This window comes from Pseudoalteromonas umbrosa (assembly GCF_030125375.1).
Taxonomy (GTDB): domain Bacteria; phylum Pseudomonadota; class Gammaproteobacteria; order Enterobacterales; family Alteromonadaceae; genus Pseudoalteromonas; species Pseudoalteromonas umbrosa.
This window is the reverse complement of the sequence record NZ_JASJUU010000008.1, coordinates 225,762-252,089: the sequence shown is the minus strand read 5'-3', so window position 1 is coordinate 252,089 and position 26,328 is coordinate 225,762. Positions and strand designations below refer to the sequence as shown.

Genomic DNA, 26,328 nt, shown 5'->3' with positions numbered 1-26,328 from the left:
AGATTACGAGATTTTTTGACTAAACAACTATAGCTACAAGTGACATACAAATTGAACTTATGTAGATTACAAAAGGATTTAAAATACTGTGATGAACCGTCGTTGAGTATTTTAAAAATAAAATGACAACACACCTTGGGGAATAAAAATGAGAAAGGTCAGTATGCTAGCAGCAGGTGTGCTTTTAGCAATTTCGGGATGTGCAAAAGAAACAACATCTTATCAAAACAATAATGCAGAGATCACCCAAGAAGTTGTAAACAGGGCCGATGTTGATCTAGTTGTTGATCAATATACTAAAGCATTTATAAATCATCAGCCTGCGATGGCGACCTCGTTAAAGTTAGATAGTGATCAGTACGGTGCATATGAAAATCGACTTCCTGATTATTCTGTTGCAGGCATGCAAGCCATGCAGATTGACATGACTCGTGCGGCGGCGCAGCTCAAGCAGCTTCAATCAGCATCACTGAGCGACAAAGACCGCTTACACGTGCAGGTCAATGAGGTCATCGCCCGTTACTACGCCGGAGACAGTGTTTTTGCAGCAGGGTACATTGATACCTGGGGTGGGCATTTACCTTATATTGTGAATCAGATTTCAGGTCCTTTGATGGATATACCTGGCGTATTACAAAACCAGCATGAAGTGAATAATGCATCTGATGCTGAAGCGTATGTGGCACGATTATCCGCCTTTGCTACTATGGTAAATCAAGTCAATGAGAAAGTGTTGAGCGATGCCAAGCGCGGTGTGATCCTGCCTAAGCCATTGTTTCCAAATACACTATCTTATTTAACCAAATATACTCAATCTAAAGCTGCTGAACATGTATTGGTTACGTCACTTGCACAAAAACTTGCAAATACACCAAATGTATCTGATACGCAAACGCAAGCGTTGCTTTTGTCTGCCACACAAGTACTTGAGCAGCAAGTCTACCCTGCTTTTGAACGCGTCACGGCGACGATGAAATCGCTTGAAAATCAAGCTTCAGAACAAGTAGGTATTTGGTCTCAGCCCAATGGTGAAGCCTTTTATCAGCATGCAATAACTTATTTAGCTGATTCAGATATGACTGCTCAGCAGATCCATGATATTGGTCTTGCAGAGGTGGCTCGTATTACGCAAAGAATGGACGAGATCCTCAAAGATAACGGCTATACCAAAGGCTCGGTTAGCGAGCGAATGAAGCAACTTAATGAAGAACCTAGATTTTTGTTTGAAGACAGTGATGAGGGTAGGCAAGCCCTACTGGATTTCTTAGCAGGCGAAATTGAGACCATCAATAAAAAAGCCCCTCAGTACTTTTCGACTTTACCACCGCAAAAAGTGGAAGTGAAACGTATCCCAGTTGAAGTTGAGGCTGGCGCGCCGGGCGGATATTATTATGGTCCGTCGTTAGATGGCAGTCGTCCTGGGGTATTTGCCATTAACCTTAAAGATATGAAGGCAGTGCCTAGTTTTGGCTTAAAGACGTTAACGTATCATGAGGCGGTGCCGGGTCACCATTTCCAAATTGCTTTAAACATGCTGCAAACAGACATCGGTTTGATGAGACAAAATGCGTCATTTAATGGCTATATTGAAGGATGGGCGCTTTATTCTGAATTACTGGCTTATGAGATGGGCATGTATGAAGGAGACCCGTTTGGTGATTTAGGAAGATTGCAAGCGGAAGCATACCGCGCAGCAAGGCTTGTAGTCGACACCGGTCTACACTATAAAAAGTGGTCACGTCAGCAAGCGATTGAATATTTTGCAGAAGCAACAGGCTCAGCAATGAGTGATGTAGTACCCGCTATCGATCGTTACATTGCATGGCCGGGTCAAGCTTTAGGGTACAAACTTGGGATGTTAAAGTTTGAGGCGTTGAGAAAAGATGCACAACAGGCGCTTGGTAGTAAATTTGATATGACAGCTTTTCATGATGAAATTTTGCTCAAAGGTGCACGTCCGTTGGCTTTAGTAGAGCAAGATATCGCTAAGTGGGTAGAAAAGAGAAAAGCGATGTAAAACGCATCATTGAGAAAAGGGCCTTGAGCCCTTTTTTTGTGAGTATAGTTTGGTACATTTATGAATAAGGTGATACGTAATTAAAGTCATTATTGGCGCAACCTAACGCATACGCAATGCGCGATAAAATCGTAGATAGGTTAGAGCTTAACTAAGCATTTTTAGTGGGGGGAGAAGCTGAATTAGCGAGCGTAACGTCAGGCTATGAACTACAAGATGGTATATGCGTGAATACTTGGCCTATTCTGCGTCAGGTAACCGCAGCATCAACACTAGTGGCCTCCACAGTGACGGATTTATCAAAGTGAATGTCTCATATTCTCCATGATGATGAGTGGTAATCACAAAATGAGCGCGATAAATTGATTGACCAGTAAAGTTTGGTTAGGGAGTCTGAGGAATAGAAGTATACATTAGGCTTGTTCAAACACCAGATACATGGTTGCACCGTGTCTCCCCATAGTGGCACAAATTATGGCTATATCTCAAATAACTTATATATTCCTGAGCTTAAGACCAGTATCGTGTATTTTCTAAATTGTGGTCTAAGTGCGACATGCGAAGATACTTTTTTGTGACATAAAGGCAGCGATTTTGGATAATTTAGCTAATTTGCCCTAGCAAGTATATGCGCGGCGAAATCGCCGCGCAAAAGAGGTTAATCTTCGATACCTCTGAACTTTAAGAACTCAGTATAAGTGCCTTTAAAGTCTGTTACCTTGTTGTCTTTGATTTCTAGGATACGTGTTGCCAAAGAGTCAACGAATACACGGTCATGAGAAACGAAGAACAAAGTACCTTTGTACTGTTCAAGTGCGGTGTTCAATGATTCAATGGATTCCATGTCCATGTGGTTAGTTGGCTCATCCATTAATAGGATATTTGGTTTATGCATCATCAGCTTACCAAGTAGCATTCGGCCTTGCTCACCACCTGACAGGACTTTAACTGATTTCTTGATGCTATCTTGAGAGAACAGCATACGGCCTAAGAAGCTGCGTAATACTTGCTCATCATCACCTTCTTGTCGCCATTGACCCATCCACTCCATCAGATCCATGTCTTTTTCGAAGTCTTCAGCATGATCTTGAGCATAATAACCGATATTGCTATTTTCAGACCACTTAAAGGCTCCATCGCGAGGCTGTAGTTGACCTGCCAATGTATTTAGTAATGTCGTTTTACCAACGCCGTTTTCACCAATGATGGCAATTCTTTCGCCGACTTCAAAAATGCCGCTAAAGCCACTGAATAAATCTTCTTCAAAGCCTTGAGATAAGTTTTCAATCTCAAGTGCATTTCTAAATAGTTCTTTAGATTGTTCAAAACGAATAAATGGGTTTTGACGGCTTGACGCCTTTACTTGCTCTAGCTGAATTTTATCAATTTGCTTGGCACGAGATGTTGCTTGTTTGGCTTTTGAAGCATTTGCAGAGAATCGTGCGACGAAGGTTTGTAATTCAGCAATTTGTGCTTTTTTCTTCGCATTATCTGCCAGTAATCGCTCTCTCGCTTGTGAGGCTGCGGTCATATATTCGTCATAGTTGCCTGGGTAAAGACGCAGCTCACCGTAGTCTAAATCAGCCATATGTGTACACACACTGTTTAAGAAGTGCCTGTCGTGCGAGATGATGATCATCGTGCAGTTACGCTCATTTAAGGTATGCTCAAGCCAGCGGATTGTGTCGATATCCAAGTTGTTGGTTGGTTCGTCTAGTAACATGATATGCGGGTCGGCAAATAGGACTTGTGCAAGTAGTACTCGAAGCTTCCATCCAGGGGCGACTTCGCTCATCAAACCAAAGTGTTGTTCAGTCGGGATACCTACAGCTAGGAGAAGTTCGCCAGCTTTAGACTCTGCCATATAGCCGTCCATTTCAGCGAATTTAACTTCAAGATCGGCAACAATCATGCCTTCTTCTTCACTCATTTCAGGGAGAGAGTAAATTCTGTCACGTTCTTGCTTTACTTCCCAAAGTTCTTTATAGCCCATGATAACAGTGTCGATGACTGTATATTCTTCATAAGCAAATTGGTCCTGATTAAGCTTGGCTACACGCTCTTGTGGATCGTAGCTTACATTACCGCCAGTAGGTTCTAACTCACCGCTAAGAATTTTCATGAAGGTTGATTTACCACAGCCATTTGCACCGATCAGGCCGTAGCGATTACCTTCGCCAAATTTGACGGAGATATTTTCAAAAAGCGGCTTAGAGCCAAATTGTTGTGTGATATTCGCTGTAGAAATCAAAATCTCATACCTTAAAAAGTTTAAATCGGCGCCACGTTACCCGCTGAAGGCTACAACTGCAAGTGCTGAACCATATAAATGTGTGATTTCGGCAATTCGATGCGGTGAAAACTATGGCATTGTTCAGATTCGTTCAATTTTAGTGTCAAACTCGCCAATATGCAGATTGTTGACTATAAGTTTAATTACGTAGACATAAAATGATCATTACAATATGCAATTAACCGTTTCGGCTCGTGTAATGAGTGGGTTTACGGCAGTTGTAGTTTTAGCTTGCATTATTTACATAGTAGCGCTGACAGGGAACATAACTATCGGTGGATCTGTTCAGAAGGTTTCTAAACAAAGCGTACCTACGCTGATCTCTGGCAATAATATGTTGCAGTCTGTTTTGTTATCCAGATTGTCCCTTACACAACTCGACCAAGCAACGTCGCTTGGTGCAGTAAACGCAATTCGTACTGAGTACGATACGCAAAGAAAAATAAATGAAAGTGCCCTGAGTAAGCTGACTGAGCTGACGAAAGCAGAACTTTCATTAAGTACACCCTTTGATAATTCAAGAAAGCTAAACTCACTCTTTTTTCAACGAGCAGACCAAGCATTTTCTAATGCAATCAGTGCACTTAAGTTAAAAGAGAAAACATCAGAATTAGCCAGTGAGTTCGCGGATATGGGTGACGAAACACTTAGTCTGGCGTACGATCTGGATGGCATATCTGATGACCAAAGCGTATCAGATACGGTAAATGCGCTCATAGAAAATGTTGAAACGCTTGTTGACGAAGTGAATGCAGGGCTAGTCTCGAGCATCACCTTTGAAATCATGAATGTAACCAGTGTCGCCAAAGAGTCGATAGCGGAAATGGAAGGTCAGTTAGTAACATTGAAGCAATCACCTGATGTGGCCAATAGTCAATCGCTGGCTGATATGGAGAGTAACTTTTCAAAGTTCAAAGAAGCGATTGTGGGTTCAGATAACGCGCTTAAATCAAGGATAGAGACATTAAATGAGAAAAAGCGCCTAAAAACGCTAATTGAAGAAGCTTCTATTACGGCGAACAAACTACAAACACAGCTCAAGGAGCTCAATACGCGTATTGTTGGGTCGACGGAAGAGGCGCAACAAGCGGCTGAAAATTCGATTTCAGAAAGCCAACAGGTCACCACTGCACTCACGGTGGTCACGATTGTATTGTCTGTGACGATTGCATACTTTGTGATTAACAGTGTACGCAAGCCATTACATTCAATTATTGATTCAATTAATCAAGCTGCACAAGGTGATTTAACGGTGCAACTGACTGGCTTTAAACAAGACGAGTTTGGCCAACTTGCTACGAATGTACAAAAGTTGATCACCACGCTTGCGTCAACCCTTAGAGATGTCACCAGCAACACGCAATTGCTGGCATCGACTGCCGAACAAACCAATATCATAGCAGAGCAAAGTTGCAGCAGTGCAACGCAACAGAGCGAGCAAATGAGTGCAATGAGCAGCTCCATATCTGAAATGAAAGAAACGGTGAGCTCAGTTACCGACAGCATACATCGCACTTTGGATCAAGTGCAGCAAGCGAGCTCGGAGGCTGCATCAGGGGAAAGCTTGCTAGTAACGAATGTGCAAAATATTAAAGGGCTTGAGTCATCTATTGAGACCTCAGCTAATGCTATTAATCAGCTCAGTAATGAGCTAGAAAATATCAATACGGTGCTTGCAGTGATCCGAAGCATTGCAGAGCAAACTAACTTATTGGCGTTAAACGCGGCCATAGAAGCTGCAAGGGCCGGGGAGCAGGGGCGTGGTTTTGCTGTTGTAGCAGATGAAGTAAGAACATTGGCGAGTCGCTCACAGGATGCCACAGAAGAAATTGAGAAAGCCATTGCTGGCTTGCAAGATGGTGCGAAGGGCGCAGTGGATACCATGTCTAACTCTCAACGTGAAACGCATACGTGTGTCAGTGGTATCGAGGCTGTGCAGGGCACGCTAGGCTCGATAGTAACCAGTGTTGAAACCATCAAAGACATGAGCCAGCAGATAGCGGCGGCTTCTGAGCAGCAGAGCCTAGCTGCGGCAAGCCAATTTGAGAACGTGCAGCATATGCATGACATCACTAACCTCAGTTCAAATCACGCACAAGAAAATAAGCAGGCAAGTCAGCAACTGGCAGAAATGGCCGAAACACTTAGGCTGATGATGAGCCAATTTAAAACTTAGGAGATGAAAATGAAACTACTTTTAGCAATTGGGGCTGTATCACTGGTTTTAAGTGCCATGCCAGTGGAAGTAAAGGCCGGAACATGTGAAATCAAGTACCTCAGAACCGCATGTCCGGGTAAAGAAAAAATCAGTTATAAAAAGTGTAAGGGCAAGCAGCGCTGCTCTAAATTTAAAGAAGCCGCTACAGCAGCAGAATGTGGAGAAATGGCCGTCAAGTCGTGCCGCAATAAACGCTTAACCATTACCGAGTCAAAAGTGATAACCGCATTATTTGACGGACAGCAAATTAAAGCTAGTAATGGCAGTGAAGACTTTTGTACTGTGTATGACAAAGCGTCTGAAGAATTCAACAAGTGCGGTGGGTAAAATAGTCCAGCATATTGAGAATATGACTCTGTCGAATAAATGTTGTTAGGTATGTATCGTTTATACATACCTAACATTTCTGTTTTATGTTGTATGAGTCGCTCATCCATTGACAAAGTCTGGTGGTGTTTCCCCAGTAACTGGATAATTTCTAATCCTATGCATCTATTAGGATCTTTTCTATATTGCGTGTAGCTAATTAAGCGTCACTTCAGATTGTTTCAAAGTAAAAAATTAGCCATAATCACCTCAGTTTGATTTTTTATTTAAGAGCAACCATATAGTTGATTTAGCGGCTAGGGTGTGTTTTACAGCCAAACATGTTGTTAGAAGTTAGCTCATAAATAGTGTTAGATAAGGCCAGAAAATGTGTGAGCTATTGGGGATGTCAGCGAACGTGCCGACAGATATTTGTTTTAGTTTTTCCGGGCTATTAGAGCGCGGGGGGAATACAGGTCCTCATAAAGATGGGTGGGGGATCACCTTTTATGAAGGCAAAGGGTGTAGAACGTTTAAAGATCCTGAGCCGAGTTGCCAGTCCGAAATTGCCAAGCTAGTTAAAGCGTATCCCATTAAGAGTGTGTCGGTGATAAGTCATATAAGGCAGGGGAACCGGGGCCGGACGTGTTTGGAGAATACACATCCTTTTACACGTGAGTTGTGGGGTAGGGAAATCTCTTATGCACACAATGGTCAGTTGTCTAATTATAAAGACTTAAAGCCTGAATATTATAAACCAGTAGGCAATACAGACAGCGAACTCGCTTTTTGTTGGATCTTAGATAAGATCCGAGAAAAGTACCCAAAAAAGCCATCCAATATGGCAACGGTATTTCGCTATGCGGCAAAATTAGCCGATCAGCTTAGAGAGAAAGGCGTATTTAATATGTTGCTGACTGATGGCGTATTTGTATTGGCGTACTGCAGTAATAATTTGCATTGGATAACGCGCAGAGCGCCGTTTGGTAAAGCGACTTTGATTGATGCCGATATGGTGGTGGACTTTCAAAAAGAAACGACACCTAATGACATCGTTTCTGTGATAGCGACTCGTCCATTGACCAATGATGAGCAGTGGACCAAGATGGAGCCGGGTGAATCGGTGCTATTTAAGCTCGGGGAAAAGATGTAAAACAGGTGCTTATGCACCTGTTTTTATTTACTTTTTAACTGTTTGTGCCGTCATTTGAATTTGAAACTGCTCAACACCATCTTTTCCTTTAAGCATTTGTACCAGCATGTAATCATATTCTGGCGCAAACCAAGCAAGTGCATGGCGTTTATTATTATCGTATAGACGTTTAACTTTGACTGTTTTGACATTACCGATTGGTAAGGTGATGGTTTCTTCCCCAACGACTTTAAAATTATACATACGTATATTTCCATTTTTGTCGATGATCGGATAACTAAACTGTGTTTTTCCTTGCTTTAGCTCATTTCGAAGTTGGTTTTGGTAAGAAAGTACATCTTGTCGGGATTCATCCCAATCAACTTTTAACGGATATTCTTGCGCTTTGGAAAATAACTGTTTGTTTTCTCTATCAAACTTAATCTTAAAGCTTTTGTCTGGTCTTGTACCTTCTCGGCTTAAGCTATAGTGCAGCGGTTTTGTTTGCCCATCTTCAAACTTAAACAGGCTTTGCTCAGTACGTTTTTCTGTGAAGATCATCCACTTCACATCAGTCTCATAGCTCAGTGCGTAAGTATTCTCTGCAACTTGTAGAAACTCTCTGGTTGCGGTGCCATGAATTTTCCCTTTTCTAAGTACATTGTACTCGGCTGTGTATTCGGTGAGCGTAGAAGCATGAAGGGAAGAAGAGAAAACAGCGCTTAAGCCAAAAAGCAAAGCGCTGTGGATTTTAATTTTAGCTGTAATCGACGCCTTGCGCTGGAAGGGGTTGTTTATCAAAAACTGCATAGTCTGCTTCCATTGTTAGTCTGTGTTCACTGAACCACTTGACCACCAAAGGATAAATGACATGTTCTTGTTCATGTACCCGCTTCGCTAGTGTCTCTGCTGTGTCCTCTGGCAAAATAGCAACTTTTGCTTGGACAATCACAGGACCACCGTCTAGTTCTTCTGTTACGAAGTGAACACTAGCGCCATGGTACGCATCATTTGCGTCAATTGCTCTTTGGTGGGTGTTCAGCCCTTGATACTTAGGCAACAAAGATGGGTGAATGTTCAACATTTTCCCTTTAAATTTTTGCACTAAGTCAGGAGTTAGAATACGCATAAATCCAGCCAATACAACTAAATCTGGATTACAAGAGTCAATTAATTTTGCTAGTTGCTCGTCATAAGCCTCTCGACTATCAAAGTCTTTGTGGCTTAAAACATGTGTATTGATCCCTGCTTGCTCAGCTCGAACAAGACCAAAAGCGTCCGCTTTATTACTGATGACATTGACGATTTCGCCATTAATATCACCTGATTGGCAATGGTCAATAATTGCTTGTAAATTAGAGCCACTGCCGGAGATCAAAACAACGATCCGAGAGGGTGCCATTACTGGGCACCGCCTAAGATTTCAACCTGCTCTTCACCTTCAACAGCATCTTGGATTTCACCAATATGCCAAGCGTTTTCGCCTTGAGCTGTCAAAATTTCCAAGCTTTGTGCTAGCTTATCAGCCGGCACAACTAATATCATGCCTACACCACAGTTGAATGTGCGGTACATTTCATGTGTGCTGATATTGCCATTCTCTTGAAGCCAATTGAAAATAGCAGGCCATTCCCAGCTATCGCCTTTGACAACTGCTTTTGCAGACTCAGGAAGGACACGCGGGATGTTTTCCCAGAAACCACCACCAGTGATGTGTGATAGTGCGTGTACATCAACATCTTTCAATAATTCAAGGATTGGCTTAACGTAGATGCGAGTAGGCTCAAGTAAATGTTCGCCTAGGGGTTTACCCGCATATTCTTCGTTTGTATCAGCACCAGACACTTCTAACACTTTGCGAATTAAAGAGTAGCCGTTTGAATGAGGTCCGCTTGAAGCAAGCGCGATAAGTTGGTCGCCTGCTTTTACTTTAGTACCATCGATGATCTTTGACTTTTCAACAACACCGGTACAAAAGCCTGCCATGTCATAATCATCGCCCTCGTACATGCCTGGCATTTCAGCCGTTTCGCCGCCGATTAAGGCACAGCCAGAAAGCTCACAACCTTTACCGATACCGCTTACTACATCAGCAGCTGTATCAACATCTAGCTTGCCAGTCGCATAATAGTCTAGGAAGAAAAGCGGCTCTGCGCCTTGTACGATTAGGTCATTTACACACATTGCGACAAGGTCGATACCTACCGTGTCGTGTTTTTTAAGGTCAATGGCTAAACGAAGTTTTGTGCCCACACCGTCAGTACCAGCAACTAACACAGGCTCTTTGTAACCAGTTGGAAGTTCGCATAGTGCACCGAAACCACCGATGCCGCCCATAACTTCTGGACGACGTGTTTTTTTCACTACGCCTTTAATGCGCTCAACTAATGCGTTACCCGCATCAATATCAACGCCTGCGTCTTTGTAGCTCAGAGACTGTTTTTGTTCGCTCACAGGTTTTCCTCAAAATAACAGTATAGATTTGCTTAGAAACGCGCGTATTTTACAACAATTGCGCGCAAGCGGCTAGTTGAATTAAGTCGCCAAAACAAAGGCCACGAGATTACTCATCTTCAAGCGTTCTAAAAATATCGGTTAACTTTAATTTTCAATATGTTAAGCGGTTACTATGTTGCGATAGATCAAAGCCCCGTTTATGCATGCGCATAGTATTTTAGATACGGCATGACGCGATATGAAATGAATTGGCCTGTAAACGGGTAATAAGTGATGCGGGGACCCAAGTTAGTCAAGGGAAAAACATGACATCTTTTAATAGATTGAACTGAGCGGGGGCTAAACATGTGTATGAAAAGTTGCAGCTTGATAAAAGAGTTACCCGAGTTTAAAGCTAAAATCATTGAGCGAAAGGTAACAGATGCAGAGTTTGCAAGACTTTTAGCTGATTATTATGCACTTGAGCAACAAATTGAGATGTGTGAAAAAAGTCAGGTAATTCAAGATGAAGTGGCATTAAAGGAGTTAAGAGTTCGATGCTTAACACTTAAAGACAGGCTGTATATGCGCCTTAAACATGCTGAGTAAATTCTCTGTTAAATCAGTGCAGTTTGCCACGCAGAGTATGAATACTGAACTATAATAACGACAGGTTTTGTTGATAGGCTGCTTTTTTGGAAACCTTAAGTCTTTGCTTAATACTGATGGGACTGATCTTTTTGTTGTTATCAGTCAGGCCCGCGGTAGAGATATGTGGTATTGCACAATCTAAAGGGTGGTGGTTACTTCTGTCTTTGATTTGCATATTCACTTTTGGTTATGCAAGTTTCGCAGCATACGTTTATTTGAATGTCGATCGCTCACAAGTTGTTTTGGCGCTATCTATGATACTCGCATTAGGCGGTTTGTTTGTCATCGTGGTTGTTCACTTAGGTAAAAGCAGTCTAGTACGCCTACAGGCCTCTTTAGATTTAGAAAAATATAATGCGCAGCATGACCATCTTACTAAGCTTCAAAATCGCCCTCAATGTTTTGCGTGTATTGAACAAAGAAAACAGCAAAAAATTGACTTCGCAGTGGTGATATTCGACCTATACAATTTAAAGCAGATCAATGATGCAATGGGGCATTTTTTTGGCGACCAATTACTCATCGGTTTTTCAGAAGCGATTTCAAATAGTCTTTTACCAGGCAGTGAACTGTTTAGAATTGGGGGAGATGAGTTTGCTGTTGTGAGTGAGGCAAGAAATGAGGCTGCGTTATTTGCTCAAAATAATGCGATTTTAAGTGCATTGCACAACGGATTAGTAGTTGAACAAACGGCAGTAGACGTCATTTATAGTTCAGGAGCAATATTGAGCATACCCCGCGAAGATATTTCAGCCCCAGAGTTACTCAAGCGTGCAGATATTGCCATGTACGCGGCCAAAAGAAGTAAGCAAAGTTTAGTGTTATTTGATAAAGCCTTACATCAAGGTGTTGTATCTGAGTTTCATATGCTAAACGACTTTAAGGGGGCATTAGCTCGTGGTGACTTAATGGTGTTTTACCAACCCATTGTGGATACCCAAACGTCGAAAGTACATGGCGTAGAAGCCTTAGTTAGGTGGCCATCAGAGGACGGTAATTTTATCATGCCCGAACGATTCATCCCGATCGCTGAAAAGAATAATATGATCAAGTATTTGAGTGCTTATGTGATCAATACCGTGTTCAGTGACTTGGGTATGTTATTGAAGCTAAATCAACAACTCACGGTTCATATTAATTTATCTTGCCAAGATTTACTGGGGAAAAACTTAATTAATGTTTTGAATAGCCAGATAAGCAGTAAAAATGTTGACCCCAGTCGTATTATTTTTGAGCTCACGGAAAGCATGGTAATGACAGATGTAGAGCAGACTAAAGCCTTGATAGAGCAGCTCATTGAAATGGGGTTCGCAGTGAGCATTGACGATTTTGGTACTGGTTTTTCTTCATTTTCTATTCTTAAAGAGCTGCCTATATCGCAAATCAAAATTGATAAATCTTTTGTCACGCAGTGCTTATCTCAAGATAAAGACAGAGCCATTATTGAGACCACATTATTTCTTGCCAAGCGATTGGGTTGCTCAGTGGTTGCCGAAGGCGTAGAAAATGATGAAACAACACATTACTTAGCGAAGCAAGGTTGTAAATACATACAAGGTTATAACATCAGTGAGCCGCTATCTTTGGGCGAAATCAAGCGATGGATATCCAGTAACGGACTAGTGCAAACTGCGTTAAGGAAGTATTAAGGTTTCACACTATATAGTCACGCGCCTTTTTACTTTGCTAAGGGGAAAAAGCAAAGGTAGTTGTCAGAGGCGCGTCCATTTAGACCTCCAATTAGTTGAATCAATCAAAAAATACATAAACGGTAAGGTTGCGGAAAGCTTCGCATGCGAATCTGAATAGGATTTAGGAGTCGTCCGGTCCATTCTGTTTGGGAGAATGTATCATTCTGTAAAATCCCATACAATTTTTGACAACTTTTGCGATCATAAAACCGTAATATATGGCTTCGTATATTCAAGTCTGTAGGCGGTGGTTGAATAATTAAACATGCTTTCACATTTGAGCCATGTGGGGCGAGAACATTTTTAGAGGAATATAAATTGAAAAAAGTCATCAGCTTTTTATTATTACTTGTTTGCTCAACGATGGCTATGGCCAATGAGACGCCTTATCAATTGATAAATCAAGTTGGAGAGGGGCTCTTTGCGGACATTAAAAAGGTCAATGCAGGAGGCAAGGCAACATCACAGGAAATGCGCGGTATCGTCAAGGCACAATTAATGCCGCATATAGATACGCGTTTTGTATCAAGAAAGTTACTTGGAAAACACATCAAAGGGCTTAAACGTCAAGAGGCCATAGAATTTATTAATGCAGTGACACATTACCTAGAAGTGACATATGCAAGTGCACTGATGCAGTATAAGGGGCAAGAAGTTGTTTTCGAGAAAGCCCCTGTACCACAAGACAGCAAATATGCGACAGTCAAAGCTGTAATTAAAGAAAACTCAGGACCAGATATCGACTTACATTTTAAGTTTCGTAAAGGCAAAGACGGTAAATGGAAGGTTTATGACTTAGTAGCTGAAGGCATCTCTTTGCTTAGCGCAAAACAAAAAGAAATTGTTTCGCGCATTTCGCAAGTTGGGCTAGCTCAAGTGACCGCTGAACTAAACAAAAAAGTTTAGTAAAAGCTTTTTGTTAACCTCGAGGAGATAGAAATTGACCTGTTTCTATTTCTTCGCGGGTTTTTGATGCAAGCTGATTAAGTACACCTATACTTCTCCCCCGTGATGTCAGCTCATGTTCGATGTCAATAATATCAATCTCTTCAAATCCCGATAGCTGTGCTATACGCGCGAATGTATATGCATGTTTATATTTTTTCTGTTTATAAAAAATACTCACAAGGGCTTTATACACCTCTAAATCGGGTGTTTCACCAGCTTGATTTAGTTCCAGTACGCGATAGAGAAAGTCGATAGTTTTGTCATCATCGAATTTGGCATAGTAAGTTGCCAAAAACATTTGGATCTCTTGGCTTTGGCGCACATAAGGCTCATCTTCTTGGCGCAGCAATTTATTCATTGCATACTGGCTATTGTTTCGAGACCAATGATAATAAAGCAAACCTGGGTGAGAGGTTTGTTTGGTATCTTGATATATGCGGTTCATTTCTTTAAGGCTAGTAAGGTGGCCTTCAACGCGAGACGTCGTCTTTTCTTTTAGTTTGATATGTTCAATTTGTGCTGCAAGGGAAACACATGAATTATAACTTTCGAACTGCTTTAAAAGTTGGTATTTATTTTCGTCTGTTGGATCTTTGTACTCAACATAACGACCGATGATCACAGATGCTCTTTCCTCTTTACAATGACTATCTTTGTTCAAATCATTGCAAAAACCAGGGGTTTCCTCACACACCTTTGCCAATGTCAACGGTTCTTCACATCCACTTAATAATGTTAATAAAGAAGCGCTAACGATGGCTAGCATCCACTTATTAGCCATTGTTTATCCTACGTAATATTTAATCGCGCACAACATACCACTTTTGCTCCTTTCGAAACAGCCCCAATGCGTTTAACGCGAGTAACTTTGATAGAAGGGCTGCCCTTTTACTACTATTTACCTAGTTTAGTCTGATATTAGAAATAAGGTATACGCATATTTTCTTCAATAAAGGGAAAAAATAAGACATTTTTCTGTCTTTTCATTGTTCCCGTTACGAAAACAAAAGGAAATGTATGGCTAAGAGTGGAGAATAATTGCAGATTAAATTAGAATGGCGGTGCCCAATAGGGCTATCCGTTCAAAAAATTGTTTATTAGGCAGAAAAAATGACCTTATCTCACGAGCAAGAATATCAAAATAGCTGGCAAGAACGCCAAGACTACGCTGAAAATATGCAACCTATTATTGGTCGCTTATACCGTAACTTAGGTGTTGAAATTGCTGTTTATGGCCGTCCACTTGTTAACACAAGCACAATTGACGTAATCAAAGCACATAAAACAGTAGCACGTTTTGAAGAGACAAAATTGCGTCTTCGTGAAAGCTTCCCTTTCCTTGAAGCTATCAGCAAAATGGAGCTTGCACCTGGTCGTATCGATTTAGGTAAGTTAGCTTATGCATACATTTACAAAAATGCAGGTGAAGGCCGCTCTATCGAAGAGTATTTAAATGGCGAGCTTGCTGACTTATTAAATAAAGGCACAGGCCCAGAACCGCGTGATGTTGTATTATATGGTTTTGGTCGTATTGGACGTTTATTAGCGCGCCTGCTTATCGAGCGCGGCGGCTCTCACGCTGATTTACGTTTACGTGCAATTGTTGTGCGTGGTGGCCGTGATGGCGACCTTGAGAAGCGTGCAAGTTTATTGCGTCGTGATTCTATCCATGGTCCATTTGATGGTTCAATCACTGTTGACCATGAGAAGGGCGCAATCAAAGCAAATGGTAACTACATTCAGGTGATTTACGCGAACTCACCAGAAGAAGTAGATTACACTAAGTACGGCATTGAAAACGCACTTGTTGTGGATAACACAGGTGTATGGAAAGATGAAGACGGTCTAGGCAAGCACCTAGCATCTAAAGGTGCGTCAAAAGTGCTACTTACTGCGCCTGCTAAGGGTGACATCAAGAACATCGTTTACGGTGTAAACAACCTTGATATTCTTAACGAAGATAAAATTGTATCAGCAGCAAGCTGTACAACAAATGCTATCACGCCAGTACTTAAAGCATTAAATGATAAGTTTGGTATTAAGAATGGTCATGTTGAAACTGTTCACTCTTACACAAATGACCAAAACTTAATTGATAACTATCATAAAGCAGAGCGTCGTGGTCGTAGTGCTGCACTAAACATGGTTATCACCTCAACGGGTGCGGCTAAAGCGGTTGCTAAGGCTTTACCTGAGCTAGCTGGTAAGTTAACTGGTAACGCAATCCGTGTTCCAACACCAAATGTTTCAATGGCAATTTTGAACTTAAACTTGAACGCAGAAACGACAGCAGAAGAGTTAAATGAGTTCTTACGTGAAACATCATTGTATTCTGATCTTCGCGATCAGATTGACTACACAGCATCTACTGAAATTGTATCAACCGACTTAGTAGGTAGCCGCTATGCAGGTGTTGTTGATTCTCAAGCAACAATCGTAGATGGTGACCGTGTAGTACTATACGTTTGGTATGACAATGAGTTTGGCTACAGCTGCCAGGTAGTACGCGTAATGCGTGATATGGCAGAAGTTGCTTTCCCAAGCTTGCCATAATTTCGCTTTTACGATGAAAAAAGCCAGCATTTGCTGGCTTTTTTAGTTTTTGATCTGCGTGATGTGTGGTAGGCTCATCAATGTTTTTAGCTACATCTGGCTAACATGAATAACAATTCATTAGTTAGCGTAAAAAACGCAATATTAGGGCAAGAATCTTGCCATAAATTTTAGGGTACATATGAGAATTTCTAGTAATTTTGACAGTGGTAATATCAAGGTAATTTCGGCACAGCAGCCTCACGATATTCAACTTGAAATCAACAAAGACAACAACTCAGACTTTTTTCAGTGGTTTCACTTCCGTCTAGAGTCGACTCCTTTTGTAGAACATAAATTACATATTAATAATTTAAAAGCATCTGCATACCCTGAAGGGTGGGATGATTACCAAGCGGTTGCATCATACGACAGACAAAATTGGTTTAGAGTAGCAACGACTTACAAAGATGGTCAGTTAGTTATCGATTTTGAACCTGAGTATAGTCATACCTTCTTCGCATACTTTGCACCATACAGTTATGAGCGTCACTTGGACTTATTGTACTGGGCTCAAAGTCATGATGCATGTCAAATTGAAACACTTGGCGAAACCATTGATGGCAGAGATATCAGTTTACTGGTAGTGGGTGAGCCAAGTGAAAGCAAGAAAAAGGTTTGGATCACGGCAAGACAGCACCCAGGAGAAACCATGGCTGAGTGGTTTGTTGAGGGCTTACTGAACAAGCTATTAGATGATGAAGATCCTCATGCAGCAGCATTGTTGTCAAAATCGGTATTTTATATCGTGCCAAACATGAATCCAGACGGTAGTGTGCGTGGTCATTTAAGAACGAATGCAAACGGCGTTAACTTAAACCGTGAGTGGCAGACACCAAGCATTGAGAATTCTCCAGAAGTTTATTATGTACTTGAGAAAATGCGCAAGGTTGGCCTAGATATGTATTTAGATATTCATGGTGATGAGGCGTTACCATATAACTTTGTAGCTGGGAGCGAAGGGATCCCAAGTTATGATGCGCGACTAGAAAGCTTGGAAACACAGTTTAAAGATGCATTACTTGCAATTACACCAGATTTCCAAGATGTGTATGGCTATCCAAAAGATGAGCCGGGTCAGGCAAACTTAACAGTCGCTTCCTGTGCAGTTGGTGAAGAGTTTAAGGCTCTGTCTTACACAATTGAGATGCCATTTAAAGATAATGCAGATCTACCAGATCCATACTATGGCTGGTCAGACAGACGCTCTTATCAGTTTGGCCAAGATACGTTATCTGCAATAGTCAAAGTTGTTGATAGCTTAAGATAATCAAAATTAAGGCAGCCTATGAGGTTGCCTTTTTTATATAACAACAATTAAAAGAGGATAAGTCGTGGACGTATTAGGAAGTTTTCTTGATAGCTTAGATGCCATGCTAGGAGGCTCTTGGTGGTTTCCTTATGTATTGTTAGGGGTGGGTTTCTTTTTCACAGTATATTTAAAGTTCCCACAAATTCGCTATTTTAAACATGCTTGTCGAGTAGTAACGGGTAAGTATGATAAACAGTCTCATGAAGGTGATACGACCCACTTCCAAGCTCTATCAACAGCACTGTCAGGCACGGTCGGTACAGGTAATATCGGCGGTGTAGCATTGGCCATTTCGATCGGTGGCCCAGCTGCATTATTTTGGATGTGGATGACCGCATTTTTTGGTATGACGACCAAATTTGTGGAAGTCACATTGTCTCATAAATACCGTGTAAAAACTGAAGATGGCACTATGGCTGGTGGTCCAATGTACTACATGGATAGACGCCTAAATATGAAGTGGCTGGCCGTGTTATTCGCAATTGCAACTGTTATCAGCTCGTTCGGTACTGGTAGCTTACCTCAGATCAACAACATTGCCGTAGGTATGGAAGCAACTTTTGGTTTTGAAAGAATGGCCACAGGTGCAGTGTTATCTATTTTACTGGCGTTGGTTATTTTAGGTGGTATTAAGCGCATCGCAGCGATCACGTCTAAAGTAGTGCCTATCATGGCTGCAGTTTATATTTTGGGTGCTTTTGCGGTTATTTTTTATAATATTGAAAATATAGGTCCATCTTTCGCGTCTGTTTTTACTAATGCATTTTCTGGTTCAGCGGCTGCTGGTGGCTTCTTAGGCGCATCGTTTGCATACGCATTTAACCGTGGTGTAAATCGTGGCTTATTCTCTAATGAGGCAGGTCAAGGTTCTGCGCCAATAGCGCACGCATCAGCAAAAGCAGATGAACCTGTATCCGAAGGTATGGTGTCTATTTTAGAGCCTTTCATCGACACTATTATAATTTGTACTTTAACCGGCTTGGTTATTCTATCTTCAGGTGTTTGGACTGAAAAGTTTGAAACTGAATTTGAGCGTTCTTCAATGACCTTTATAAAAGGGAATTATGATGAGGCCAATGAAGCAGATCGAACTGAGTTATATAAGTACTTGAATGGCTACTCTGACCATCAAGTAGAAGAATACAGTGGATCTATTCAAGTGGTACAAGGTATTGCAGTCAATAAAGACTTTACAGTGATCCACTCGCGTTCTATCGGTGAAGACATACGCTTTGGTATCACAGATAAACATCAATATACGGGCACAGTTGAAATTGAAAGTGGTATTCCTGCTGATCCGAGCATATCTGTTCAAGGTAAATCATTGGTGCACTCCGCAGAGCTGACAACCAAGGCGTTTACACGAGGCTATTTTGGCGATAGTGGTCAATATATCGTTTCTATTGGTTTGTTGTTATTTGCTTTCTCTACTGCGATTGCTTGGTCATACTATGGTGACCGAGCGATGACTTATCTTTTAGGCCCGCGTTCTGTTATGCCATATCGTGTCTTTTACGTTGCTGGTTTCTTTTGGGCATCATTTGCAGACACAACGTTAGTGTGGAAGTTGGCTGCAGTAGGTATTGTTGTGATGACTTTACCCAACCTGTTCGGCATCATGGTTTTGAGAAAAGAAATGAAAGAAACCGTCGATGACTATTGGGAAAAGTTCGAAAATGGAAAAGGTCAAGCGTTAGATAACGATAAAATAGAAAAATCTCGCGATATCCAGTAAGACAAAGTAGCTCAAAACAAGTAGAATAGGGCGCCATATGGCGCCTTATTTTTTATTCGGAGTAACGTAAGTATGGCAATAGCCCAATGCCCGAGTTGTAGTAAATCAATTTCATCAAAGCACACGGTTTGTCCTCATTGCGATGTTGAAATTGGAGAAATAAGTGATGATGAATTACGTCGAATTGCGGTCAAAAACCGTATAAAGAAACAGCAGAGTATTATGAATTACTCGTTTCTGGCCTTAATTTTATTTTTGGGTGGTTTTTTATATCTTTACTGGCACCACCCAGTTGAAGGCAGCATTGAAATGTATGCTGCAAAATCCGCTATTGGTATCGGCATGGTCTGGTACCTGATTAATCGCGTGATATTGGTTATTTTGAAAAAGAAAAAGTGACGATGAATGTAGATAATTTGGTAAGTAGCATTACCCCAGAAGTATTCGAACGCTTGCAGTATGGTGCCTCTACAGGTCGTTGGCCTGATGGCACTGAATTAACTGAAGCACAAAAAGAGCAAACCGTTCAACTCGTCATGTTGTATCAGGCAAAAATCGCTAAATCTAACGAGCAGTTTACGATAAATGAAGACGGTGAGATGGTTCAAAAATCTAAACGCGAATTGCAACAAGAATTTAAAGCAGAAAACGAAATAGCTAGGTTCACTGAAAATGATCTTTAAACACTTATTTACACCTAAATGGAAGCACCCTAAGGCGCAGGTGCGCTTAGCGGCGGTGGATAAATTAGATACAACCAAGGATGTCGAAGCGCTAACAACTCTAGCCCTAGAGGACGACTCAATTCAAATAAGAAAAAAAGTCCTTAACAAGATTGATGACTTAGGTCTATGGTGGAAAGTTTACAAGCAAGATCAAGAACTTAAAGATATTGCTGAACAGCATATTAGCCAAGCGGTATTATCTGGTTCTCAGATGTTAAGTAATGATATCCGCGAAGAGTACATCGATAGATATGCACCTCAAAAAACACTTGAAAAGTTGGCTTTTTCAGACATTGCACAGACTCAGAGAGTCAAGTTATTAAAGCGCATTGCAAATGCACGCCTAATTGAAAAAGCGTTCAAAGAGGGTGAAGAAGCACTGCAAGTTGCACTGCTGGAGCTCGTGTATCAATATGACTTAACCAAATCCGTGCTGAAAAGCGCGACAGGTGATGCGAAAAGCCAATTGGACTCACACCTTGAGCAGGTACGATTGGCAAAGGTTATGCCAAAACAAGTTGCTGAGCAGGTTAAATTGATACTTGCGAAATTTAATGCTCTGAGAGAGAAGCTTGACTACCAAGTGGTTAATACTCAATTTAACGAATTGAGTCAGCAGTGGCAGAGTCTTGAATTAAAGTGGCTTGATGAAGAAACTCTTAATGTGCAGTCAAGTAAGTATCAAGTATTAACCGAAAAGTTGGCGGCTCACATTGAAAAGCTCAAAGCTCAGTTTGATGCAGATTTGGCTGCGAAAAAAGCGCAAGAAGAAAAGCAGCAAGCACTCGCTGACTACGCGAAAAAGGTAGATGCTTTTGAAGCCGTTTTAAATGAGGCTGTCAGTAAGCTAGATGTTGAATCACAGGCGGCTCTTCAGAGTCAATTTGAGCAACTCCAAAGCATGCTGAATGAGTCTGAATACAAAACAGAGGTCAAAAGTTTATTACAGCGCTTGGTCAAGCTAGAAACATTACTAAATACACTGCCTGAGATGATCGCAGCGACGAAAGAGTTTCAAGTTACACTTGAGAAACTGAAACAAATCGAAGCGAGTGATGATTTAGCACAATTAGACGAATTACTAGCGACGCAAAAGTCTGCATATCAGGCATGTAATGCCGTATTAAAGTCTTTGCCTAGCGAGTTAAAGCAAAATGCGAAAAGCGAGCTTGCTGAAGTGTCTAAAGTATTTTTGGATGCAATGAAGCCTTTGGTTGAGCAGCAACAAAAGTTACTAAAAGAAGCTCGCAAGAAAGCGCGTGATGTGCAAAGGTTAATTGAGCAAGGTCGTTTCAACATCGCCTTTGGTGTCTTTAATGGTTTGTCTGAAAACTATGAGTTGTTAACTGAATCACACAAAGAGCAATTAAGTAAACAGTACGAAGGCTTACAAGCACAACTGGCTGAATTTAAAGATTGGCAAAAGTATGCTTCAGCACCAAAGCGCACTGAATTGCTTGCGCAATTAGATGAAAAACTTGCTGAAACCGACGTTGATCCTAAGGTAAGAGCGTCTGATGTTAAGATGCTTCGTATACGCTGGAACGAACTTGGTCGTATTGAAAGTGAAGAAGAAAAACAACAAGCTAAGGTCTTTGATGAAAAGATTGAGCTGCTATTTGCACCTTGTCGAGCATACTTTGCAGAGCAGGAAGAGGCACGCAAGCAGGTGATCGTTGATCGCGAAAAGCTCATCACGCAAATGCAAGAACTTGAGCACTTCTCTGTCGAGGAAGAGGGTAGTTGGCGTAAGCTTGAAAGTCAGTTTAATCGAATCAACAAGCTGTGGAGAGGCGCAGGTAGCTTAGATGCACAAACTTATCAGGCTTTAAATAGCCAGTATCGTGATGCTTATGGCAAAGTGAATGGACGTTTAAAAGCGCATCATCAAAATAATGCTGAGCAAAAGCAGAAACTGGTTGATGAAGCATTAGCACAAGTTGATAGCGATAATGTCGCTGAAGCATGTGAGGTACTGAAATCGTTGCAAAAGCAATGGCAAGGTATCGGTTTCGCGGGTAGCAAAAACGAACATTTATTATGGCAGTCATTTAGACAACACAACGATGCTGTGTTTGCTAAACGCGAAGAAATTGTTGCTCAGCAAAAGCGCGAAAACGCGGCATTAGAAGTAGAACAACGCCAGGAATTAGCCAATTTCGATAGTTTGGTTATTGACGCTAAAACACAGTCAGAGCTGACTCAGTTGCAAGAGCAGATCAGCAATCTGGAAGTGCTAGGTGGTTTGAACAAAATCAAAAAGTCGTTACTTGAACAGGTTGAAGTAAAACTCAATGAGCTTTTTTCAACCTTGAATCGTGAAAAGTTTTCAGAACTTGTCACTGCAGTTGAAAATAACCAAGAGATCCCTGCTTGTTGGCAAGGAAAAAACACCATGGATATCAGCGCTGCTCAGTTACTCCTTAGGCTTGAAATTTTAACTAATGTAGAATCTCCTGCAGATGAGCAGCAGACTCGAATGGCGGAGCAGGTTGCATTGTTAGATGAGAAGCTTCAAGGTGAATCTCACAAGCTTGATTTTTATTTGGTAAGCTATTTTGCACAAGCGAAGATTGAAGGCATTGATTTCAATTCTAGCCGAATTTTAAATGTGTTAAACGCATAATATTAAAGGCCCTGTTAAGGGCCTTTTTCTTTTCTATCTCGTGTTACTGACATCGAGTGTAAAATCACAATCATTTTAAGTAGATTGCTCAAAACTTTACTTTGTTTTGTTTTTATCAATTAAAGGCACCTCGCCTTTTTCATCAGTCTCGGGCTTTTTAATTTTTGGCCCTTCTATTAATAGCAATTCCATTCTAATCTATTGAATATAAAAATTTAATTTCACCTGTTTAAGTGTCTAGAGAAAGGTTAAGGCTTTGTCTGATAAAACTCATCTTTTAAATTGTGCGGTTAATGGCAGTAATTGGTTTGAAATTGGGCGTTCTGTCATCTACTTTTAGCGAGGAAAGTGACAAATATTTATCTCGGAAATAATAATCATTATCACATAAATGGTATTTATACCGCCCATTAACTTTATAAATTAGCGTAACCTAGTGAATTTAGTGTATTTTGCGGCGCAAACTAATACTAAAAAGTGCTTTTTAGTTAAATGATTACTAGCGCTTTAAATTTAGGGTAAAATAACCCTGATTTATATATGCGTATTACTGCCTGACGAGGTTCATATGAGTTTGTATACTGAGTACTTGGAAGAAATCCAAACCCGTAAAACGGAACTTGGACTTAACCCAAAACCAATTGATAGCGCTGATTTGCTATCAGAAATTATCGCCCAAATTAAAGACACAGAGAACGAGCATCGCGAAGATTCTCTTAAATTCTTCATCTACAACACACTTCCTGGCACAACTAGCGCAGCGGGTGTAAAAGCACAATTCCTAAAAGAAATTATTTTAGGTGAAGAAACGGTCGCTGAAATCACAGCTGATTTTGCATTTGAACTTCTTTCACACATGAAAGGTGGTCCATCAATCGCTGCTCTACTAGATCTTGCTCTAGGTGACGATGCTGCAATCGCTTCAAAAGCTGCTGACGTACTTAAAACACAAGTTTTCTTATACGATGCAGATACAACTCGTCTACAAGACGCATTCAAAGCTGGCAATGCTGTTGCTAAAGACATCCTAGAAAGCTACGCAAAAGCAGAGTTTTTCACTAAGTTACCTGATGTTGCTGAGAAAATTGAAGTTGTAACTTACATTGCTGGTGAAGGTGATATCTCTACTGACTTACTTTCTCCTGGCCATCAAGCACACTCGCGTGCTGACCGTGAACTACACGGCCAATGTATGATCACACCTGAAGCACAACAAGAAATCGTTGCTCTTCAAAAACAACACCCTAACGCTAAAGTAATGCTTATCGCTGAAAAAGGTACTATGGGTGTAGGTTCTTCACGTATGTCTGGTGTGAACAACGTAGCACTTTGGGCGGGTGAGCAAGCAAGTCCATATGTTCCTTTCATCAACATCGCACCTGTTGTTGCGGGTACTAACGGTATTGCTCCTATCTTCCTTACTACGGTTGATGTAACAGGTGGTATCGGTCTTGACCTTAAAAACTGGGTTAAGAAAGTAGACGCTGACGGTAACACAGTAACTGATGAAAACGGTGACCCAGTATTAGAAGAAGCATACTCAGTAGCAACCGGTACTGTGCTGACTATCGATACTAAAGCTAAAAAGCTTTTCAACGGTGAAGAAGAACTTGCAGACATCTCATCTGCGTTCACACCACAAAAAGTTGAATTCATGAAAGCTGGCGGTTCTTACGCTGTAGTATTCGGTAAAAAGCTTCAAACACTAGCAGCTGAAACACTAGGTGTAGCAGCACCAGCAGTATACGCACCTTCTAAAGAAATCTCACACGAAGGCCAAGGCCTGACTGCGGTTGAAAAAATCTTTAACCGCAACGCGGTAGGTGTTCAATCTGAAACACCACTACACGCTGGTTCAAACGTACGTGTTAAAGTAAACATCGTAGGTTCTCAAGATACCACGGGTCCAATGACGTCACAGGAACTTGAAGCAATGGCTGCTTCAACAATTTCACCTCTTGTTGACGGTGCATACCAATCTGGTTGTCACACAGCTTCTGTATGGGATAAAAAAGCGCAAGCAAACATTCCTAAGCTAATGGCATTCATGAACAAGTTTGGTCTTATCACTGCACGTGATCCTAAGGGTGTTTACCACTCAATGACCGACGTAATTCACAAAGTACTTAATGATATTACTGTGGATGACCGTGCTATTATCATCGGTGGTGACTCTCATACGCGTATGTCTAAAGGCGTCGCTTTCGGTGCTGACTCAGGCACTGTTGCACTAGCACTAGCAACGGGCGAGTCTGCAATGCCAATTCCAGAGTCTGTGAAAGTAACTTTCAAAGGCAACATGGCTAAGCACATGGACTTCCGTGACGTTGTTCATGCAACTCAAGCGCAAATGCTTAAGCAATTTGGCGGTGAGAACGTGTTCCAAGGTCGAATCATCGAAGTTCACATTGGTACGCTAATGGCTGACCAAGCGTTCACATTCACTGACTGGACTGCAGAAATGAAAGCGAAAGCATCTATCTGTATTTCAAACAATGAAACACTTGTTAAGTCTATCGAGCTAGCTAAGAGCCGTATCCAGATCATGATCAACAAGGGTATGGAAAACGAAGCTAAGACGCTACAAGGCCTTATCGACCTAGCTGACGAGCGTATTGCAGGTGTTCAATCTGGCGAACAACCAGCTCTAGCACCAGACGACAACGCTAAGTACTACGCTGAAGTTGTTGTTGACCTTGACGAAATCGTTGAGCCAATGATTGCTGACCCAGATGTAAACAACGAAGACGTATCTAAGCGTTACACGCACGACGTTATTCGCCCTGTTTCATTCTACAATGATAAGCCTGTAGATCTAGGTTTCGTTGGTTCATGTATGGTTCACAAAGGTGACATGCAAATCATCGCTCAGATGCTACGTAACCTTGAAAAACTAAATGGTTCTATCGAATTCAAAGCGCCGCTAGTTGTGGCTCCACCAACGTACAACATCGTTGATGAGCTTAAAGCGGAAGGCGACTGGGATATCCTAGCTAAGTACGCTGGCTTCCAGTTTGACGATGAGCAACCTAAAACGGCTGCACGCACTAAGTACGAAAACATCCTTTATCTAGAACGCCCTGGTTGTAACCTTTGTATGGGTAACCAAGAAAAAGCTGAACCTGGTGACACTGTAATTGCTACATCAACGCGTCTTTTCCAAGGCCGTGTTGTAGCGGATACAGCTGAGAAGAAAGGTGAATCTCTACTTGGTTCAACACCACTAGTAGTGCTTTCAACTGTACTTGGTCGCTTCCCTACTATCGAAGAATATACTGCGGCAGTTGAAGGTATTGATCTAACAGCATTTACACCAGCTGAAGAAGAGCTAACAACTAAGTTTGGTTCTGAGCAAGCAGTGCCTGTTAAAGTAGTTTAATCTATACAGACTGACTACGAAAAAAGCGCGTTTTAAACGCGCTTTTTTTTATGGTTAAATTTTAAGTGCGTTAGCACACGCTTCAATTCATCCCCGTTTGTTTAGCATCAGAAAGCGACTCCCATAACTTCTCATAACATATGCATTTTCAGTCTGCATATTTAGCCTTACATGTTTGTTGTTTTGAGCAGTCCAGAAGAACTGCCAGCTTGTTGCTCGTTTTGGTTCATCATGAAAGTAAATGAGCTATTTATTAATCTAAAGTCG

The 26,328-nt window shown here is 41.4% G+C and carries 19 protein-coding genes; 14 read left to right on the top strand and 5 right to left on the bottom strand.

Features of this window, described 5'->3' with window-relative positions:
* The first annotated feature begins 148 nt into the window (after positions 1–148).
* Complete coding sequence (locus tag QNM16_RS22355; protein WP_284022486.1) at positions 149–2,017, top strand: DUF885 domain-containing protein; 1,869 nt, start codon at positions 149–151, stop codon at positions 2,015–2,017.
* Positions 2,018–2,675: 658 nt separating this feature from the next.
* Here QNM16_RS22355 and QNM16_RS22350 read toward each other — a convergent pair.
* Positions 2,676–4,268: an ABC-F family ATPase gene (locus QNM16_RS22350; RefSeq protein WP_284022485.1), complete on the bottom strand. Its 1,593-nt coding sequence runs from the start codon at positions 4,266–4,268 to the stop codon at positions 2,676–2,678.
* A 214-nt stretch (positions 4,269–4,482) separates the two neighbouring features.
* On the opposite strand from QNM16_RS22350, the gene QNM16_RS22345 reads away from it, so the two are divergent.
* From QNM16_RS22345 to QNM16_RS22335, 3 genes are all read left to right on the top strand, one after another.
* Positions 4,483–6,486: a methyl-accepting chemotaxis protein gene (locus QNM16_RS22345; RefSeq protein ID WP_284022484.1), complete on the top strand. Its 2,004-nt coding sequence runs from the start codon at positions 4,483–4,485 to the stop codon at positions 6,484–6,486.
* Positions 6,487–6,495: 9 nt separating this feature from the next.
* Positions 6,496–6,855 carry a hypothetical protein gene (locus tag QNM16_RS22340; RefSeq protein ID WP_039607845.1) on the top strand — a complete coding sequence of 120 codons (360 nt, stop codon included), beginning with the start codon at positions 6,496–6,498 and terminating at the stop codon, positions 6,853–6,855.
* A gap of 367 nt (positions 6,856–7,222) precedes the next feature.
* On the top strand, positions 7,223–7,987 hold the full coding sequence (locus QNM16_RS22335; protein WP_063367726.1) for a class II glutamine amidotransferase: 765 nt from the start codon (positions 7,223–7,225) through the stop codon (positions 7,985–7,987).
* Positions 7,988–8,014: 27 nt separating this feature from the next.
* On the opposite strand, the gene QNM16_RS22330 is transcribed toward QNM16_RS22335, so the two are convergent.
* Genes QNM16_RS22330 through purM form a run of 3 tightly spaced genes read right to left on the bottom strand, consistent with a single transcriptional unit; the run spans position 8,015 to position 10,420 of the window.
* The gene (locus tag QNM16_RS22330; protein ID WP_284022483.1) at positions 8,015–8,776 is read right to left on the bottom strand and encodes a DUF3108 domain-containing protein; all 762 of its coding nucleotides are present in this window, start codon (positions 8,774–8,776) and stop codon (positions 8,015–8,017) included.
* The gene (gene purN, locus QNM16_RS22325; protein WP_284022482.1) at positions 8,724–9,368 is read right to left on the bottom strand and encodes a phosphoribosylglycinamide formyltransferase; all 645 of its coding nucleotides are present in this window, start codon (positions 9,366–9,368) and stop codon (positions 8,724–8,726) included. Before purN ends, QNM16_RS22330 begins: the two co-directional genes overlap by 53 nt.
* Positions 9,368–10,420, bottom strand: coding sequence for a phosphoribosylformylglycinamidine cyclo-ligase (gene purM, locus QNM16_RS22320; RefSeq protein ID WP_063362209.1), 1,053 nt, complete (start codon positions 10,418–10,420; stop codon positions 9,368–9,370). Before purM ends, purN begins: the two co-directional genes overlap by 1 nt.
* Positions 10,421–10,774: 354 nt before the next feature.
* On the opposite strand from purM, the gene QNM16_RS22315 reads away from it, so the two are divergent.
* The 3 genes from QNM16_RS22315 (at position 10,775) to QNM16_RS22305 (ending at position 13,650) form a co-directional block, all read left to right on the top strand.
* Positions 10,775–11,011 (top strand): YdcH family protein, encoded by a 237-nt coding sequence (locus QNM16_RS22315; RefSeq protein WP_284022481.1) that lies wholly within the window; start codon positions 10,775–10,777, stop codon positions 11,009–11,011.
* A gap of 131 nt (positions 11,012–11,142) precedes the next feature.
* Positions 11,143–12,702 (top strand): putative bifunctional diguanylate cyclase/phosphodiesterase, encoded by a 1,560-nt coding sequence (locus QNM16_RS22310; RefSeq protein ID WP_284022480.1) that lies wholly within the window; start codon positions 11,143–11,145, stop codon positions 12,700–12,702.
* 405 nt (positions 12,703–13,107) lie between these two features.
* Complete coding sequence (locus QNM16_RS22305) at positions 13,108–13,650, top strand: MlaC/ttg2D family ABC transporter substrate-binding protein (protein WP_417710538.1); 543 nt, start codon at positions 13,108–13,110, stop codon at positions 13,648–13,650.
* Between the two features lie 13 nt (positions 13,651–13,663).
* Here QNM16_RS22305 and QNM16_RS22300 read toward each other — a convergent pair whose 3' ends face one another.
* A complete protein-coding gene (locus tag QNM16_RS22300; protein ID WP_284022478.1) occupies positions 13,664–14,473 on the bottom strand; it encodes a DUF2989 domain-containing protein in 810 nt (269 codons plus the stop codon).
* A gap of 329 nt (positions 14,474–14,802) precedes the next feature.
* On the opposite strand from QNM16_RS22300, the gene QNM16_RS22295 reads away from it, so the two are divergent.
* From QNM16_RS22295 to QNM16_RS22265, 7 genes are all read left to right on the top strand, one after another.
* Positions 14,803–16,245 (top strand): glyceraldehyde-3-phosphate dehydrogenase, encoded by a 1,443-nt coding sequence (locus QNM16_RS22295; RefSeq protein WP_039607852.1) that lies wholly within the window; start codon positions 14,803–14,805, stop codon positions 16,243–16,245.
* Between the two features lie 181 nt (positions 16,246–16,426).
* Positions 16,427–17,554 carry a M14 family metallopeptidase gene (locus QNM16_RS22290; RefSeq protein WP_284022477.1) on the top strand — a complete coding sequence of 376 codons (1,128 nt, stop codon included), beginning with the start codon at positions 16,427–16,429 and terminating at the stop codon, positions 17,552–17,554.
* Positions 17,555–17,618: 64 nt separating this feature from the next.
* Entirely contained in the window at positions 17,619–19,331 is a 1,713-nt protein-coding gene (locus QNM16_RS22285; protein ID WP_284022476.1) for an alanine/glycine:cation symporter family protein, read from the top strand.
* Positions 19,332–19,403: 72 nt separating this feature from the next.
* Positions 19,404–19,730, top strand: a complete 327-nt coding sequence (locus tag QNM16_RS22280) for a hypothetical protein (protein WP_284022475.1) — start codon at positions 19,404–19,406, stop codon at positions 19,728–19,730.
* 2 nt (positions 19,731–19,732) lie between these two features.
* Positions 19,733–20,014, top strand: a complete 282-nt coding sequence (locus QNM16_RS22275; RefSeq protein WP_063362201.1) for a YeaC family protein — start codon at positions 19,733–19,735, stop codon at positions 20,012–20,014.
* Positions 20,004–22,682 (top strand): DUF349 domain-containing protein, encoded by a 2,679-nt coding sequence (locus QNM16_RS22270; RefSeq protein WP_284022474.1) that lies wholly within the window; start codon positions 20,004–20,006, stop codon positions 22,680–22,682. Before QNM16_RS22275 ends, QNM16_RS22270 begins: the two co-directional genes overlap by 11 nt.
* Positions 22,683–23,250: 568 nt before the next feature.
* Positions 23,251–26,061 (top strand): bifunctional aconitate hydratase 2/2-methylisocitrate dehydratase, encoded by a 2,811-nt coding sequence (locus QNM16_RS22265; protein ID WP_284022473.1) that lies wholly within the window; start codon positions 23,251–23,253, stop codon positions 26,059–26,061.
* Positions 26,062–26,328 lie beyond the last annotated feature (267 nt).

What these genes read in the sequence shown, in the direction of transcription:
- QNM16_RS22340 (WP_039607845.1), top strand. Translation starts at nt 6,496, where the DNA reads ATGAAACTACTTTTAGCAATTGGGGCTGTATCACTGGTTTTAAGTGCC.
- QNM16_RS22290 (WP_284022477.1), top strand. Translation starts at nt 16,427, where the DNA reads ATGAGAATTTCTAGTAATTTTGACAGTGGTAATATCAAGGTAATTTCG.
- QNM16_RS22280 (WP_284022475.1), top strand. Translation starts at nt 19,404, where the DNA reads ATGGCAATAGCCCAATGCCCGAGTTGTAGTAAATCAATTTCATCAAAG.
- QNM16_RS22300 (WP_284022478.1), bottom strand. Translation starts at nt 14,473, where the DNA reads ATGGCTAATAAGTGGATGCTAGCCATCGTTAGCGCTTCTTTATTAACA.
- QNM16_RS22335 (WP_063367726.1), top strand. Translation starts at nt 7,223, where the DNA reads ATGTGTGAGCTATTGGGGATGTCAGCGAACGTGCCGACAGATATTTGT.
- QNM16_RS22270 (WP_284022474.1), top strand. Translation starts at nt 20,004, where the DNA reads ATGATCTTTAAACACTTATTTACACCTAAATGGAAGCACCCTAAGGCG.
- QNM16_RS22265 (WP_284022473.1), top strand. Translation starts at nt 23,251, where the DNA reads ATGAGTTTGTATACTGAGTACTTGGAAGAAATCCAAACCCGTAAAACG.
- purN (WP_284022482.1), bottom strand. Translation starts at nt 9,368, where the DNA reads ATGGCACCCTCTCGGATCGTTGTTTTGATCTCCGGCAGTGGCTCTAAT.
- QNM16_RS22275 (WP_063362201.1), top strand. Translation starts at nt 19,733, where the DNA reads ATGAATGTAGATAATTTGGTAAGTAGCATTACCCCAGAAGTATTCGAA.
- QNM16_RS22295 (WP_039607852.1), top strand. Translation starts at nt 14,803, where the DNA reads ATGACCTTATCTCACGAGCAAGAATATCAAAATAGCTGGCAAGAACGC.
- QNM16_RS22345 (WP_284022484.1), top strand. Translation starts at nt 4,483, where the DNA reads ATGCAATTAACCGTTTCGGCTCGTGTAATGAGTGGGTTTACGGCAGTT.
- QNM16_RS22305 (WP_417710538.1), top strand. Translation starts at nt 13,108, where the DNA reads ATGGCTATGGCCAATGAGACGCCTTATCAATTGATAAATCAAGTTGGA.
- QNM16_RS22355 (WP_284022486.1), top strand. Translation starts at nt 149, where the DNA reads ATGAGAAAGGTCAGTATGCTAGCAGCAGGTGTGCTTTTAGCAATTTCG.
- QNM16_RS22330 (WP_284022483.1), bottom strand. Translation starts at nt 8,776, where the DNA reads ATGCAGTTTTTGATAAACAACCCCTTCCAGCGCAAGGCGTCGATTACA.
- QNM16_RS22315 (WP_284022481.1), top strand. Translation starts at nt 10,775, where the DNA reads ATGAAAAGTTGCAGCTTGATAAAAGAGTTACCCGAGTTTAAAGCTAAA.